The following is a 16,182-nucleotide window of genomic DNA, read 5'->3' on the forward strand; positions in this document are numbered from 1 at the left end:
ATAGTAGTTATTTTATCTTTATTAAAATTTATTCAGCTGAAGATTTTGATTTGTTATAAACATCAAAGGCAACTGCTCCCAAAAGTACCATACCTTTAATTGCCTGTTGCCAGTCAATACCAACACCCAATATAGACATACCATTGTTAAGAACACCCATAAACAAAGCACCAATGATAGCTCCTACGATTTTACCGATCCCGCCGGAAGCGGAAGCTCCACCGATGAAGCAGGCAGCTATGGCATCAAGTTCAAAGTTAGTTCCCGCCTTTGGTGTAGCTGCATTAAGACGTCCGGCAACAACCAATCCTGCAAGTGCAGCCAGAATCCCCATATTAATAAAAACAAAGAACTTAACATGTTTTATTTTAATACCGGATAATCTTGCAGCTTTTTCATTACCACCAAGAGCATATATGTGACGTCCTAAAATAGTTTTCTGTGTAACGAAAGAATATATGGCAATTAAGCTGGCAATTAATATAAGGACTAACGGAATACCTTTATATGCAGCCAAACTATAGGTGAGAAGATTAATAGAAATAATTACAACTGCTATCTTGGTAACTGTAAAACTAAACGGCAATACTTCGAAATTATACTTTTTCTTGTTTTTCACTCTCTTTAACTCCGTATAGATAAAAAGCAGGGAGAGTGCGATACCAATTCCTATTGCAATTAAGTTTAAATTCCCTAATTTAATGCTTTCCGGCAGGAAACCGTTCGCCATGACCTGAAAAGATTCCGCAAAAGGTGATAATGTCTGTCCCTTTAGGATAACCATTGTCAATCCTCTGAATACAAGCATACCTGCAAGGGTAACAATAAATGCAGGCATTCTTATATAAGCGATCCAGAAGCCCTGCCAAGCGCCAACAAGAGCTCCAATTATAAGGCAAAGAGGTACTGCAATGATAACCGGCATTTTAAAATTCACCATAAATACGGCCGCGATTGCACCTATAAATGCCGCAACGGAACCCACCGACAAATCCACATTACCGGTTAATATAACTAACAGCATACCAACCGCTAAGATTAATACATAACTGTTTTGTAGAATAATATTTGTTATATTTAATGGCATGAAAAGAATTCCGCCTGTCAGAATCTGAAACAGAATCATGATCACAATAAGAGCCAAAACCATGGCATATTCACGTATATTATTTTTAATAATTGTTTTAATATTTGTTAAATTCATTTCTTTACCTCCTTGTTATGACGCATGATACATCTCATAATACTTTCCTGTGAGGCTTCTCCTCTTGTTAATTCTCCTGCGATCTCACCTTCATTAACAACATAAATCCTATCACACATTCCCAGCAATTCAGGCATTTCAGAGGAAATAAAAATGATGGATTTTCCTTCATCAGCCAACTGATTAATGATGGTATAAATTTCGTATTTAGCGCCTACATCAATACCTCTGGTGGGTTCATCCAGGATCAGGATATCTGGATCTGTAAAAATCCATTTACTTAAAACAACTTTTTGCTGATTTCCTCCGCTTAAGTTTCCTGTTCTGTGTAATATACTGGAGGATTTAATGTGGAACTTTTTACGGTAATCCTCAGATACCAATATCTCTTCATGAGGATTTATAACACTTTGTTTACTTATTTTCTTCAAATTAGAAAGTGATACATTATTTTTGATACTATCAATTAATATCAGACCATAATTCTTTCTGTCTTCCGTTACATATGCAATACCACTGTCGATTGCTTTACTGACTGTATCTAAATTTGTATCTTTGCCATTTATTTTTAGGTTTCCGGAAATTTTCTGTCCATAAGATTTTCCAAAAATACTCATAGCCAGCTCGGTGCGTCCTGCACCCATAAGTCCCGCAAAACCAACGATTTCGCCTCGTTTTACATTAAAATTCACCTGATTAATTACAACCCTGTCTGCGTTTTGCGGATGGTATACCGTCCAATCTTTAACATCCAGAACAACTCCGCCTATTTTAGGTTCTCTGTGGGGGTAACGATTTTCCAAATCGCGGCCAACCATACCCTTGATAATAATATCTTCCGTTATTTCGTCCTTACCTTTTGTTAAAGTTTGTATTGACTTACCGTCACGGATCACAGTAATTTCGTCTGCAACTAAATTTACTTCATTTAATTTGTGGGAAATGATAATAGAAGTAACTCCGTGGTCTTTCAATTCCAAAAGTAATTTTAATAAATTTTCACTGTCATCATCATTCAGTGCTGCTGTAGGTTCATCAAGGATTAAAAGCTTAACATCCTTTGCAAGTGCTCTTGTTATTTCCACCAACTGCTGTTTTCCAACCCCGATATTTGCTACCAAGGTATTTGGATTTTCTGTTAACCTTACTTTTTCCAAAAGCCCTTTTGTATTGTGTATGGTTTTATCCCAATCAATAACACCGGCCTTAGCCTGCTCATTGCCCAGAAAAACATTTTCAGCAATAGAAAGGTAAGGTATCAGGGCAAGTTCCTGGTGTATGATTACAATCCCTTTCTTCTCACTATCCTTAATTGATTTAAAATTACAAACAGTACCCTCAAATAATATTTCACCGGAATAAGAGCCATGGGGATAAACCCCGCTTAATACGTTCATCAGGGTAGATTTACCGGCTCCATTTTCTCCTACCAGTGCATGGATTTGTCCTTTTTTAACCCTAAGGTTTACATTATCCAGTGCCTTTAAGCTGGAAAATGTTTTTGTAATTCCCTTCATTTCCAATAAAAAATCAGACATAATTTTGGCTCCTTATAAGAAAATTGTGCAGGTCCTTGCAGAAGTAAAGTATTAATTTCAGCTCTGCTGCAAGAGCCTGCACAGAATGAATAAACCTGTTTACCGAGGCTTTTTCTATGCTTCTTTATTACTGTAATTCTGTTTCTTTATAATAACCGGAGTCGATTAATGCCTCTTTGTAGTTCGTTTTATCAACTGCTACCGGGTCACAAAGATAGGACGGAACAATTTTCTTGCCGTTTTCATAAGTCTCTGTATCGTTTACTTCCGGCTCTGATCCGTTAAATATGGCATCAACCATTTTTACACATTTCTCAGCAAGCACTCTTGTATCTTTAAATATAGTAGAATATTGTTCTCCCGCGATGATGGATTTTACAGACGAATCTCGGCATCCTGTCCGGAAACAATCGGCATCGGCATATCGCCTGAACCATAACCGATACTCTTTAATGAGGATAAAACACCAATGGATATGCCGTCATATGGTGATAAAACTGCATCTACTCTTTCGGATGTATAAAAAGCACTTAAGATATTATCCATTCTGGCCTGTGCGGTTGCTCCATCCCAACGAAGTGTGGAAACTTTATCCATTCCGGTCTGTCCGCTCTTAACAACTAATTTGCCCTGATCGATATAAGGCTGAAGCACTGACATAGCACCGTCATAGAAGAAATATGCATTGTTATCATCAGGTGATCCACCGAATAATTCAATATTAAAAGGTCCTGCCTGATTTGCAAGATCAAGTCCCTTTACGATTGATTCAGCCTGTAAAACTCCAACCTTAAAGTTATCAAAGGTTGCGTAATAAGAAACATTTTCTGTATCCCTTATTAATCTATCATAAGCAATAACTTTAATTCCGGCATCCCCTGCTTTCTTTAATACATCTGTTAATGCCTTTCCGTCAATGGAAGCTACAACAAGGACTTTGGCTCCCTTTGATATCATGTTTTCTATTTGAGCTACCTGATTATCAATGTTGTCTTCCCCATATTGAAGATCAACCTTATAACCTTTTTCCTCCAGCTGTTTCTTCATGTTGTCCCCGTCTTGAATCCAGCGCTGTGATGATTTCGTCGGCATTGCAACACCAACTAATTTGTCATTGCTGCCCTGTGCGCATCCGGTAAGTGAAAAAAGCATTAAACTTGCCAAACCTAGTGCAATCCATTTTTTTAGTTTCATAAATTATCCTCTCCTTTTTATAATATAGTTTTGCTGGTTTCGAAAAATCATAAAAAACAAACAATATAAAAAGAATTATTTACGTTTATGTTCGTTTTATTACGTTTCCGTGATTGAATCATATCATATCTTCAGAACCTTGTCAATATAATTACTAATCAATTAAAAATTTAACACTTTTATTTATACATTCTGCCCAATTGATTTGTTTTTTTTATTTTATGGCGAAACATTTTGTTGTTTGTTTGTTTTCGTTTTATTATTCTTTTATTAATATTGCTTTTCTGATATGAATGGTTTATACTTGGAATAAGTACTAGTTTGTATAACCATAAATATTTTTAAAACAATATAATAGTAAATTAGCAGAAATTATCCCTCTATTATAAGGAAGTGTAATCTATGTTTGCGATTGAGCGAATTCGTATCATTAAAAATTACATTATAAATAATCAGCAGGCCGAAGTCAGTACATTAAGCTCAATGCTTAATGTCTCTGAAGTGACGATTCGCAGGGATCTTGAAAAATTAGAATCTGAAGGCTTTCTTACCAGAACTCACGGGGGTGCAGTTCTGAATAAGATAGAAGAAAATATTATTTCAACAACAGAAGAGTATAACTTAACAGATTATCAGGAAATCGCAGAAATAGCTGTTCAGCTGATTAAAGACGGTGATATCATTATGTTAACCAGCGGTATCATTAATCTGTATATAGCTAAAAAGCTGGGCACAAAGAATAATATTACCATTTTAACAAACGATATTACTATCGCAATGGAGCTTTCCACCAATAAATCCGTTAAAGTTGTCCTATTGGGCGGTGATATGGATTTTCGCTATAATGCCGTATTTGGGACCTTAACCAATAACAATTTAAAGCAGTTTTTCGTAACAAAGCTTTTTATTGAAATTGACGGTATTTCAAGTGATTTGGATTTAACTGTATCCAGTATTGACATGGCATCACTCATTCAGGAGGCAGCAATTAATGCCAGTCAGAAAATACTTTTACTTACGGCAGATGCATTCGAGAAAAATTCTTTTTACCGTGTGGGAAAAGCCAACCAGATAGCTGACCGGTTAATTACAAATTCCCGCATTAAAGATACTTATAAAAATATACTATTTAACAGTAATATACAGTTATTTACATCTATAGATGCGTTTGAAGGAAAAGTATAATCTATACCAAAATTATACATGTAATAGAATTCTGGCGGAGGTCACATTATGAGCACACCGGCATTGCTATTGAAAGATATAGACAAATATATGAGTGAAGATTTTTCACTAAGCAGTATTAATCTGGACTTATTTTACGGAGAAGTTCATGCTTTAATCGGAGAAAACGGTTCAGGAAAATCAATGATAATTAATGTGATAAACGGGATTTTTAAGATGGACAGCGGCCATATTTATCTGGATGGGCAGGAAATCAATGTTAACTCCGTCTATGAAGCAAAGAAAATCGGAATACATTCCGTTCTTCAGGAAATGGCTTTATATCCCAACCTCACCATAGCTGAAAATGTATATGCGGATAAGCTGCCGTACAAGAATAGTTTGTTACATTGGATTGATTTTGACCGGTTATTTTATAATTGCAAGGAATTATTTACTTCACTGAATATCAATTTAAATCCGGATGCTCTGCTTGGTACACTTGGCTTTGCCCAAAAGCATCTGATTGAAATGATTAAGGCATATATTTCTGATGCAAAAATTATAATTTTTGATGAACCGTCTTCAACTTTCTCACCGCTGGAAAAAGAAATTCTGTTTCGTATCATAACAGAGTTGAAATCTAAGAACAAGGCAATCATATACATCACACATTCACTGGATGAAATTAAAAAAATTGCAGACCGTGTTACGGTTACATATAAAGGTAAAGTAGTAGGCACAAGGAATGTGAAAGAAATTTCTACGGATGAAATTATTAAATTAATGGCTATGTCGAAACCCCATAAACGTTATCCGAAACTCGATCTTCCCATTGGCAGGACTGTTCTTTCCGTTAAAAACTTATCCTTCAGTACGGTTTTATCAGATATTAATTTTGAATTAAACAAGTCGGAAATACTGGGTGTCACCGGTCTCGTCGGTTCAGGCCGCTCCCTTCTCGCCAAATGTATCTTTGGTGTCAATCGGCCCACAGCCGGCAGTATTGAAGTAAATGGCAGACCGGTAACCATCAGGGAACCTTTTGATGCTATTAAAGAAGGAATTGCATTATTACCTGAGGACCGCATAAACAGTTCTGTTTTTGGAAGTCTGAATCTTCAGAATAATGTGTCCGTATCTTCTCTTAAAAGGTTTGTACAGCACATGATAATTGATCCCTATATCCTTAGAGATGTATCTGGTTCCTATGTGGAAAAACTAAGCATTAAACCAGGTAACGCAGACGATATGATTAATACCTACAGCGGAGGAAACCAGCAAAAGATGGCTGTAGCAAGATGGATGATGAGCCGCCTGAAGATATATATTATGGACGAACCTACACGGGGTGTAGACATTGCCTCTAAAACAGATATCTATAATTGCATGGTGGATCTGGTAAGAAAAGGCGCCTCAATCGTATTTATCTCCTCCGATATTGATGAAATTATGGGAATGTGCGATCGAATTTTAGTTTTGAATTCCGGCAGGCTTGTATGCGATATACCAAAAACCCAGGCAACAAAAGAGGAAATATTAATGTATGCAGCGAAAGAATAAAAACAGGGCTATTGGATTTTATGTTTCTTGCTATAGTAATACACCAGGATCTTTCATTGAATTCACCTCGAAAGCTTGGCAAAAGTTACACCTGAAACCGGAAGAAACACGCTTTGCGAGTTTCTCCGGTTCGCGTACACGTGGGAATTATTGCATGCAAGCTTGCTAATTCTCACTTTGCTTTCGCGTAAATAAAAGAAACCTCCAAACTAAGTCATTTCATTTTACATCAGTTTGGAGGTTAACCTAAAATTTTCTCATCTGCGTCTCGGTTTTATTTCTTTTTTAAAAAAATCCACCAATTCTTATCAAATCCATCCAAAAATATCTCTTCGCATCCATCCAATTCAAGCATCCATTGTCTTATCATCGGAACCATATTTTCAAATAAGTCAGCCGGATATCCCCAGTCCAGGTCAAGCTGAAACATATAATGGTTTATGGCAATCATTCCATCTTTTTTCAGAACCCTCAATAAGGTTTGCAAGAGACCTAAAAAGGGGCTTTGGCATGTTGCTCCAGTGTTTGTTCCTTAGTCTCTCTTTGCAATATTTCTATCATTTTAGGCAGTGTTTCCATCCAATCGGAATATATCGTATCGATACCCTCTCTATCACATAAAATCGCCTGTATTACATCGTTAGCAGCATGCTGGAAAGCAATAATATCAACATACTCTGTGCCCAGATGCTTTTCAATAAATGCTGCGTCATCTTCTATTACCCTCATATTCAGCTGTAAATCTTTGGTTTTATTGAATAAACTTTGGTTTAAATTTTTATTCATATTAGCAGTAATGTATTGGCTGCCCGGATATGTACGGCTCGTAACCTGGGGAATCATATCCGCGTCACCGGTTGCTACTTCCAGAAGCTTCAAATCATCTCCGTGATAAATAGTTCTTAATACTTCCGCCCATCTGGCTCTAAAATATAATTCGTTCATTACAGTAAAATTTGCTATAGGCTTTTCTAATAAATTCTTGAGCTGACTTGCTGCCTCTTCTTCTGTAATCTGATTGAATTCGTCAAGCTCTTTATTATTTAGATAGAAATGTGCATTTTTAGTAATTAGGGGCAACCATTTTTCATAATTATCTAAGGGTTTCATCTTAAGCCTCCTTGACTCTTTTTCGTTTTAGTTACGAATCATTTACAATTATACCAGAGATTTATTTTACTGTATATATTATTTTCCATATTATAGCAGAGCCTTTTTCTCTTAGGGCAGTTTACCAGTGAAAGAACGAAGCGGACAGGTCCGCATCACTCCCTAAATTTCTAACCTATATAGTATTGCTTTTCATTTAATGAAATGCTTTCCAGAAAGATCCCTCCGTATGAATGATACGGTTTATATCCTTAAATGGTATTTTAAATTCCGGAAAACCAGCGGCATAGGGTGCTATCGCTCCGCTGTCAAAATATATTACCAGACCGTCTTCACTAATATAAAAATATTGGTCTTTACTAATCGGGGCTTTACCGTCATAGAAATAAACCATACCGCCCTTGCTGTTTTCTTCCATTTGCTTAACTACAATTTTATTTAACTTTGAAACATAATCACTGTCACTCTTAAATAAATCCTTTAACTGATAGAACTCTCCTGTTTTTGTATTAATGAAATAAAAAAATCTAAACGGAGTTCCGTTTCAAAAATTATCTCACCCTTTTGGTTAATTACCTGGTTTTTGTTATTATTATAAACAACGGCTAATCCTTCTGAAAAATTTTCCCCACTTTCATAAATTGGCTGTATCACCATTTTACCTGTATTGTTAATATAACCGTACCTAACTTTTCCATCTGTTTGAACTGAGATTGGATATAAATCATTTGCTTTTACTGATTTTGTTGATTTATCTGTTTCTGCCAGCAAAACCCGCATATTAGCAGACTTCATCATATTTAAACTCCCTGCTGTATTTGGTGCATATGCTGCATCAACATTTTTGGCACAGCTGCTATACCCTGCCGCAATTATAATTCCTACCAGTGCAGCCTTTCTTATGTAATTCCTAAGTTGCTTCATTTCTTTTGCCTCCCATGATTTCGGAAAATAATTAGGTGAATTTATCCTGAAATCTTGATAGTAAATCTTCCATTTATTACAAAAAGTCGCTACACAACTTAAGTTTTATATGCTCCTCCTTGTGACAAACTTCCTTTTTGTAAACAGGCATTGCAAATTTACATCTTTTACGGAATTTACTACTGATGGGACAGTAAGCTAGCGCCAGAGTCTGGTAAGGGACTCTCTATTAAGTTTGCCGTATTTATTCCTCCCAGGTAATATTATTCAGTTACATGAATCGTACACCGCACTTTAGTCCCGTCCTCACTGGCATAGACATAAGCGGTTCCCTTTTTTAGCGCTGTGATTTTTCCATTTGAATTAACAGAGACAATATTGGAATTACTGGTGGACCATACCGGCGTATTCGATGAAGAAACCGTTGCGGTAATGGTTTTGCTTGTCCCCTTCTCTAAGGAAAGTTCGGTTGAACTTAAGGATATATCAGGCTTTTTGACGGTAACGTTACAAATTTTAGTAACTCCGTCCACAGTGGCCTTAATAACAGCGGTTCCATTTTTAATTGCAGTGATAGTTCCGGTCTCATCTACGATGGCCACACTTTTCTTATTGGTTTTCCAGACGGGATTTACTTTTGAAGATACGTCAGCAGAAATTTTAACGGTTTCACCGCGATATAATTTGACAGAAGTTTTACTTAATTTTATTGTTGGAGATTTTACTATAAGAATACAGGTTGCAATGCTGCCGTCCGCTTTGGCAGTTATGATTGACTCTCCGGGCTTTATACCGGTTATGGTTCCATTTTCATCGATTGTGGCGATACTTTTCTTACTGCTCTTCCAGGTAACCTCGGAATTATTAGAGGTAGCCGCAGTAAGTTTCAGTGACTCACCCCGTTCAATGGAGCCACTGGTCTTATTAAGGGTTATTTTAGTTTTATTTACGGTAATCATACAGGAAGCTTCCGCATTTTTAATCTTGGCAGTAATAGTGGTTGAACCGGCTTTTTTGGCAGTCACCTCCCCATAGGTATTTACGGAAGCTATTTTTGAATCACTGCTTTTCCAGGTCGGAAGTTTTCCGTTAGAAGTAACCGCAAACAGGTTGATCTTATCCCCAATATCAGCAACTGCTTTATATTGTGAAAGTATGAGAAATGTAATTGAGTCGGATGTCAGGGCTGATACCGTCTGATATGGTAAGGCCAGAGTTAATAATGTAATACATAATAAGATAGATAAGATGCATTTTTTAATATGCGACATGAGAATCCTCCATTCATTGAATGTGAGGAATAAATTACGGCGTAATGCCGCCGGCAAACTTTAATATAGTTTACCATAAATACCGCAAAATGTAAATAAGGTTGGGCTGATCCAACTGATTTTTGTTACTGTTAACAGGTGGTAAAAAATATGCCAACAATTACTTGACAGTAACATCCCCTTGCGTATTTCAATTCAAAAAAGCCGCCACACAACCTAAGGTCATGTAACGGCAATTTCAATTTCTTATTCAAAGTGTGTACAAGTCGTGTACTACCTTTCACACTCTCTGGGGCCCTACTAAAATAAGGCTTAATCCAATGTGTAAGGCATCAAAGCGATATGTCGAGACATATTGCTCAATTATTAATCTAATGTGTAAGGCATTAAAGCGATATGTCTTGCTCTCTTGATTGCTACGGTAAGAGCTCTCTGATGTTTAGCACAGTTTCCTGTAATTCTTCTAGGAAGAATCTTACCTCTTTCAGATACGTATCTCTTTAATTTGTTAACATCTTTATAATCAATACCTGCATGATTTTTGTCTGCGCAGAATACACAAACTTTTTTTCTTCTGCGAGTGGTTCTTCTCTTCATTGGAGAATCGCCTTTATCGTTTCTATCATTTCTGTCGTTTTTATTGAATGGCATAACTGACCTCCTTATCCGATGAATACATTTTTAATGTATACTAATATTATTCTTAATGCTTAATTAAATGGCAATTCCTCGTCCAAACCGTCCGGTATATTCATAAAACCGTCGCCAGCTGCCTGACTTGGTGCAGGTCTGGAGGTTTGTTGATAATTAGAATCACCGCTTGCTGCTTTACTTTCAGCAAATTCCTGTTCTTCCACTACAACATCGGTTGTATAAACTTTTTGTCCGTCCTTATTGGTATAACTACCTGTCTGGATACGGCCGGTTACAGCAATTTTAGTTCCCTGTTTTAAGTATTTTTCTGCAAATTCAGCAGCTTTTCCAAATGTTACACAATTGATAAAATCTGCATCCGGTTCTCCGGGTCTTTTAAATCTACGGTCAACTGCTAAGGAATATCTTGCTATTGCTAAGGAATTCTCTCCTTGAGAGTATCTTACTTCAGGGTCTCGTGTGAGACGGCCCATTAGAATGACTTTATTCATATAAAGGAATACCTCCTTGTATTATGCGTCCCGTCTAATGCATAAGAATCTGATTACGTTTTCCATAATGCGAATACGATCTTCTACTTCGCCTGGACACTTTGAATCAGCATCGAATTGGATGAAATAATAGAAGCCTTCTTTCATTTTCTGAACTTCGTAAGCTAATCTCTTCTTACCCCATTCATCAACGTTAGTAATAGTACCGCCGAATCTTGTAATAAGATCTTTAACGGCTTCTACAGTTGTTGTTCTGGCTTCATCTTCGATTTTTGCATTTACAACTAAGGCTAATTCATATTGATTCATAGTTGTGTGCACCTCCTTCTGGTCTCTGGCCCTTTATCCTGGCGGCCCACTGTGGGTTCGTTGACAGTTTGGAATAGAATATCTATCCATCTGTGTGTAAAGAGCAAGGAAAATTTTGTATAACATATCACGAATATATATTTTACCATAGTTAATAAAGCTTGGCAAGTATTATTTTATTTTATGCTGTAATGATATTTTTTCTCTATTTAGTAATTAAGTATAACCCCATTAACTATCGATTTATTTATTTAGACTAAGCGAAAAAATCGTCCAGCACATCCTGTACCGTCCTGATCCTGTCTTCTTTATAAGCATTGGCTCCGCAGAACAATAAGGCCTCATCAAGATTACCTCTTGCCGCATTAGCTAATGCATCTGTAATGCAGTATGGTGTCTCTGCCGGATTACAGGTTTTAATACAGTTATGGCAGTGCTTGATGGGGATCCGGCCTAATCCTGCCCTTTCCATAAAGGCATTTTTCATTGCTCGTCCGGGCATTCCAACCGGGCTTTTTACTATCATAATATCCTCTTCCTTACAGTTGATATAAGCCTGCTTATATTTGATATCCGCATCACATTCTTCCGTGGTTACAAATTTCGTTGCCACCTGGATACCGTCTGCTCCTATGGAAAAATAATGTTCCATATCCTGTTTATTTTCGATTCCTCCGGCAACGATAACGGGAATCTCCTTGCCGTATTTTGTTTCATAATCTTTGGTTAATGCAATAATAGACTTAATTTCTTCATCATAAGCAGCATCATCTATATGTTCCAGTTCTTCCGGGTGAAATCCAAGATGTCCGCCGGCTTTCGGTCCTTCGATGATAATGGCATCCGGAGCTACATTATTTTTTCTGTCCCACATTTTAAATATAACACTTGCTGCTTTTAAGGAAGAAACGATGGGAACCAGTTTTGTCCTGCTGCCTTTGGCTATCTCCGGTAATTCCGTGGGAAGCCCCGCTCCTGATATGATTAAGTCAATTCCGTTTTTGATCGCTTCTTTTACGTATCTGGCATAATTCTGTGTTGCCACCATGATGTTAACACCTAATATTCCGGATGGTGCTAATTTTCTTGCCCGTTTAATATGTTCTCCAATCATTCTGAGATTGGCTTCCAATGGATTACGGTCAAAGTCAGGTTCCGTAAATCCTATCTGAGCAGTGGATATTACCCCTATGCCTCCTTTTGCGGAAACAGCTCCTGCAAGTGAACTTAAGCTGATTCCAACACCCATTCCTCCCTGGATAATGGGAAGCTTTGCTGTAAGATTACCTATTCTAAGTGCTTTATACATGCTACCTCTTTTCCATGCTTATGCATATATTTACAATTCATCCTTTTAAAAAAATGAATAATTTGTTTCAATAAGTTTATACACAGATTTTCGGTAAATCTTGCAGAGCTTATACCACTTTTTTAATCTTATTCAGCAAATAGCGTAAGCGGACCTATAAATATCCGCTTCGACTTATTGTTTGCCCCAGATTCTTAAATCCTGCCCGGTTGGATTCTGAAAGATTCGCAGCCCAAATTCTGCTGCAATGGAAAGTATATGGTCAAAAAGGTCGGCCTGAAGGTTTTCATAATTCACCCAATCCGTATATCCGGTAAATGCATAGATTTCCAAGGGTAATCCAAACTCTCCGGGAGGCAGCTGTCTCACAATATGAGGCATCTCTTTACGTATTCCGGGATAATTTTCAATATAGTTTAAGATATAAATACGAAAGGTTCCGATATTGGTCAGATGCCTGCCGTTAACGGGTAAATCATCCTTTACTCTATTTTCTTCATTAAATTTCTTAAGTTCTTTTTCTTTTTATTTATATACTCTTTAAGATAATGAATTTGTCTGAACTTCTCAATCATCTCATCAGTGCAGAAACAAATGCTGGTGGTATCAATATAAACCGCCCTCTTAATACGCCTCCCGCCTGATTCCTGCATTCCTCTCCAGTTTTTAAAGGAATCGGAAACCAGGGCATAAGCCGGTATCGTTACGATGGTTTTATCAAAATTCTGCACTTTCACCGTATTCAGTGTAACTTCGAATACTTCGCCGTCAGCACCGTATTTATCCATCTCAATCCAATCACCGATTTGTAGCATATTATTGGAGGTTAACTGGATACCGGCAACAAATCCTAATATGGAATCCTTAAATACCAGGGAAAACACTGCCGTTAATGCACCGATCCCGCTTAGGAGGGCAATAGGGCTTTGTCCCATCAGATTTGCTATAATAATAATTCCTACAATAATATATACAACAATCTTAACCACCTGAATCAGGCCTTTTATCGGCCGAATTCTGGATATAGGATATAGGTTATAAATATCATTCGCAGAATCTAATATGGCATTTAACACAAATAGGGTAATAAGAAAGATATAGGTTAAGGTAAAACGCTTTATAAGTATTTCATATTGATAAAACAGCGGAGCCGCATTGTAAACAACGATAGCCGGAACAATGTAGGAAAGTCTCTTAAAGACCTGCCGTTCCAGCATAATATTATCCCATTTATGATTATTACTTTCAATCAGTTTGGTTATTAGTTTAAGTATGACTCTTTTTATAATAAAATTAATGATTACACATAATAAAATAAGTATTAATATCATAATACAAACGGATAAGTATTGTGCATAAATGGAATTTAAACCGCGGTCCGTAAATATTTCCGTAAAATATCCCATACCTTTCTTTCCTTTCTTATTTTAGCTTTTTCATTTAAACATAAATAACATTTACTCTATATGGAATATGCTTTTTATTACCCGTTCATTCCTATTTCGTTATGATATGTATGAAACTGTATTTTATACCCAGATAATATGCAATAATACAGGTATTGGAATGTTAATCTGTTTTATCCTGATAGTTATCTACCACTTCTTATCAATATCCGGACAATAGTTCTTATCTATCACAGCCCGCAGTTCTATAAAACAGCCGCAGATCCGGCACATACCGTTTAAAAGATTATCACACTCTTTACAGATATTTAATCTTCTTTCATATTCTGCCGCGTTTGCTTTAATATCTTCACTTAAAGTTTCAATATAATCATATAGGTTTTTAAAATATACGTTTTCCGGCATGTCTTTTAATAAACATTTCCTGCAATAATTCATTCCGCCGTATTCCTGTTGATTCATCTAATATCCTTTCCCTCCTTATTAAATTTAAATCTAAGCAATTGCAAAACTATGTCGTTTTCTAATATACCATACAATAATCTTATTTCGCAAATTAACTAGCCCTAAAATAATATAACCCGGTAAGTATCTCCAATTCTATATTAGAATACCTATCAGGTTATAGTTAATTTTTTAATATATAGGTTAATGCAGTACTTCACAAGACCATGAGGTTCTGCAATTATGGTATATCAATCCATCTCTTTTGCTTGTTGCTTAGCAGACACGCTTCTATCAGTTTCATAATATAATGTCCTTCCGCAAATGTGGCATAATTTTGTTTTTCTTCCTGGCAGGTACCGCTTAAAATGGATTCATAAAAAGATTGTATGGCACATTTTAGGGCATCTGCCCACCCCAAAGGATGACCGTTCGGCAGGAGTGCATACCGTTTTGCCGTACCGGTTAAAAACCCGGAGGCTGCATATATTTCTTCGTTGCCGGAATCCCGGTGTCCTACCCATAATTTATCGGGTCTTTCCTGATCCCACTCAAGAGATGCCGTGCTGCCGCTTATGGTTACCGACAAACCGTTCTTTTTTCCGGCTCCTACCTGGGATAGATTAAATAACCCCTGTATCCCGTTTTCAAACTTTACCATAATAAAAGCAGCATCTTCCGAATGGATTGGAATTTCTTCTAATACCTTTCCATATTGGCCTGAATAGGTTCCTCCTGTTTTTTCGGTCCGTTTACGAACCGGATATACTGTTATTAAATTGGCATAAACAGAAATAATCTTCTTATTTAATATGTACTGCATGGTATCAAAACAATGTGATCCGATATCGGAAACAGCCCTGGACTCGCCGCCCATCTTAGGATCCAATCTCCAGTCATAATCCGTTTCATATAAAAGCCAGTCCTGGAGGTACTGCCCATGTACAACAAGCACTTCACCGATACTGTTATTTTTCACACGTTCATGCATTTCCTGAACCATGGCATTATGCCTGTAGTTAAAATTAGCGCCGGCTGCAACACCTTTTTCTTTCGCAAGCCGGACCAGTTCTTCTGATTCATTTGTATTTAAAGTCAAAGGTTTTTCACAATAAACATGTTTACCACTCTTCATAATAGCTTTATTTATTTCAAAATGCAATGCACTTGGTGTACAATTATGAACAATATCTATGGTTTCATTCTTTAACAGTTCTTTATAATCGGAATAATAAGACGGGATATGAAGCTGTTCACTAACCGATTTAACCATTTCTTCGTTACTGTCGGAAACCGCAACAACTTCTGTACCAGGAATTCTACGAATCGCTTCAATATGTTGTTTTCCGATAAATCCTATACCTATTACTCCAATCCGCAAAACCTTTGATCCCATATAGCCATCTCCTTTATAATTTTTAATTAAGATAAAAGCATGTCTAATTGTTTCCGTAATTTAAATTTTTGTTCTATTTTAAAATATTATAATATTTTCTGTAATATTTTCTTTTTTCCGTAAACTTTACATTTTCATTTTACAAAAACTTTCCACCATTGTCAATAGTTTTTCCACGGAGCATTTAATTTAATTATGCAATTTT

General features: G+C 36.6%; 19 protein-coding genes. 2 read left to right on the plus strand and 17 right to left on the minus strand.

The features are described 5' to 3' along the window. Window positions 1–28: 28 nt before the first annotated feature. The 4 genes from mmsB to Ana3638_RS04395 form a co-directional block, all read right to left on the minus strand. Window positions 29–1,204: a multiple monosaccharide ABC transporter permease gene (mmsB, locus tag Ana3638_RS04385; protein WP_161836953.1), complete on the minus strand. Its 1,176-nt coding sequence runs from the start codon at window positions 1,202–1,204 to the stop codon at window positions 29–31. Next, window positions 1,201–2,742 (minus strand): multiple monosaccharide ABC transporter ATP-binding protein, encoded by a 1,542-nt coding sequence (mmsA, locus tag Ana3638_RS04390; protein WP_161836954.1) that lies wholly within the window; start codon window positions 2,740–2,742, stop codon window positions 1,201–1,203. Before mmsA ends, mmsB begins: the two co-directional genes overlap by 4 nt. A 127-nt stretch (window positions 2,743–2,869) precedes the next feature. Beyond that, a complete protein-coding gene (locus tag Ana3638_RS26020; protein ID WP_330587852.1) occupies window positions 2,870–3,067 on the minus strand; it encodes a hypothetical protein in 198 nt (65 codons plus the stop codon). Window positions 3,068–3,117: 50 nt separating this feature from the next. Continuing rightward, window positions 3,118–3,936 carry a sugar-binding protein gene (locus Ana3638_RS04395; protein WP_330587853.1) on the minus strand — a complete coding sequence of 273 codons (819 nt, stop codon included), beginning with the start codon at window positions 3,934–3,936 and terminating at the stop codon, window positions 3,118–3,120. Between the two features lie 402 nt (window positions 3,937–4,338). On the opposite strand from Ana3638_RS04395, the gene Ana3638_RS04400 reads away from it, so the two are divergent. Beyond that, complete coding sequence (locus Ana3638_RS04400; protein ID WP_161836955.1) at window positions 4,339–5,121, plus strand: DeoR/GlpR family DNA-binding transcription regulator; 783 nt, start codon at window positions 4,339–4,341, stop codon at window positions 5,119–5,121. 48 nt (window positions 5,122–5,169) lie between these two features. Continuing rightward, complete coding sequence (locus tag Ana3638_RS04405; protein ID WP_161836956.1) at window positions 5,170–6,663, plus strand: sugar ABC transporter ATP-binding protein; 1,494 nt, start codon at window positions 5,170–5,172, stop codon at window positions 6,661–6,663. Between the two features lie 274 nt (window positions 6,664–6,937). Here Ana3638_RS04405 and Ana3638_RS04410 read toward each other — a convergent pair whose 3' ends face one another. The 13 genes from Ana3638_RS04410 to Ana3638_RS04465 all read right to left on the minus strand — a co-directional run bounded on the left by Ana3638_RS04410 (window position 6,938) and on the right by Ana3638_RS04465 (window position 15,977). Continuing rightward, on the minus strand, window positions 6,938–7,138 hold the full coding sequence (locus Ana3638_RS04410; protein WP_161836957.1) for a hypothetical protein: 201 nt from the start codon (window positions 7,136–7,138) through the stop codon (window positions 6,938–6,940). 17 nt (window positions 7,139–7,155) lie between these two features. Further along, window positions 7,156–7,773, minus strand: a complete 618-nt coding sequence (locus Ana3638_RS04415) for a hypothetical protein (protein WP_161836958.1) — start codon at window positions 7,771–7,773, stop codon at window positions 7,156–7,158. 196 nt (window positions 7,774–7,969) lie between these two features. Further along, window positions 7,970–8,287 carry an RsiV family protein gene (locus Ana3638_RS04420; RefSeq protein WP_161840437.1) on the minus strand — a complete coding sequence of 106 codons (318 nt, stop codon included), beginning with the start codon at window positions 8,285–8,287 and terminating at the stop codon, window positions 7,970–7,972. Beyond that, window positions 8,254–8,697 carry a WG repeat-containing protein gene (locus Ana3638_RS04425; RefSeq protein WP_161836959.1) on the minus strand — a complete coding sequence of 148 codons (444 nt, stop codon included), beginning with the start codon at window positions 8,695–8,697 and terminating at the stop codon, window positions 8,254–8,256. The genes Ana3638_RS04420 and Ana3638_RS04425 overlap by 34 nt, the downstream gene beginning before the upstream one ends. Window positions 8,698–8,960: 263 nt before the next feature. Then, window positions 8,961–9,968: an Ig-like domain-containing protein gene (locus Ana3638_RS04430; RefSeq protein ID WP_161836960.1), complete on the minus strand. Its 1,008-nt coding sequence runs from the start codon at window positions 9,966–9,968 to the stop codon at window positions 8,961–8,963. Window positions 9,969–10,334: 366 nt separating this feature from the next. Beyond that, the gene (gene rpsR, locus Ana3638_RS04435) at window positions 10,335–10,619 is read right to left on the minus strand and encodes a 30S ribosomal protein S18 (protein ID WP_408609494.1); all 285 of its coding nucleotides are present in this window, start codon (window positions 10,617–10,619) and stop codon (window positions 10,335–10,337) included. 59 nt (window positions 10,620–10,678) lie between these two features. Further along, window positions 10,679–11,113 (minus strand): single-stranded DNA-binding protein, encoded by a 435-nt coding sequence (locus tag Ana3638_RS04440; protein WP_161836961.1) that lies wholly within the window; start codon window positions 11,111–11,113, stop codon window positions 10,679–10,681. Window positions 11,114–11,134: 21 nt separating this feature from the next. Continuing rightward, window positions 11,135–11,422, minus strand: a complete 288-nt coding sequence (gene rpsF, locus Ana3638_RS04445; RefSeq protein WP_161836962.1) for a 30S ribosomal protein S6 — start codon at window positions 11,420–11,422, stop codon at window positions 11,135–11,137. Between the two features lie 256 nt (window positions 11,423–11,678). Continuing rightward, complete coding sequence (locus Ana3638_RS04450) at window positions 11,679–12,731, minus strand: NAD(P)H-dependent flavin oxidoreductase (RefSeq protein ID WP_161836963.1); 1,053 nt, start codon at window positions 12,729–12,731, stop codon at window positions 11,679–11,681. A 174-nt stretch (window positions 12,732–12,905) separates the two neighbouring features. Next, on the minus strand, window positions 12,906–13,112 hold the full coding sequence (locus Ana3638_RS24905) for a hypothetical protein (RefSeq protein WP_246240778.1): 207 nt from the start codon (window positions 13,110–13,112) through the stop codon (window positions 12,906–12,908). Window positions 13,113–13,213: 101 nt separating this feature from the next. Next, window positions 13,214–14,137 (minus strand): mechanosensitive ion channel family protein, encoded by a 924-nt coding sequence (locus Ana3638_RS04455; protein WP_246240781.1) that lies wholly within the window; start codon window positions 14,135–14,137, stop codon window positions 13,214–13,216. 189 nt (window positions 14,138–14,326) lie between these two features. Further along, entirely contained in the window at window positions 14,327–14,599 is a 273-nt protein-coding gene (locus Ana3638_RS04460) for a DUF6171 family protein (protein WP_246240783.1), read from the minus strand. A gap of 223 nt (window positions 14,600–14,822) precedes the next feature. Continuing rightward, window positions 14,823–15,977 carry a Gfo/Idh/MocA family protein gene (locus Ana3638_RS04465; RefSeq protein ID WP_161836964.1) on the minus strand — a complete coding sequence of 385 codons (1,155 nt, stop codon included), beginning with the start codon at window positions 15,975–15,977 and terminating at the stop codon, window positions 14,823–14,825. Window positions 15,978–16,182: the final 205 nt, after the last annotated feature.

The organism is Anaerocolumna sedimenticola (assembly GCF_009931695.1).
Lineage (GTDB): Bacteria > Bacillota > Clostridia > Lachnospirales > Lachnospiraceae > Anaerocolumna > Anaerocolumna sedimenticola.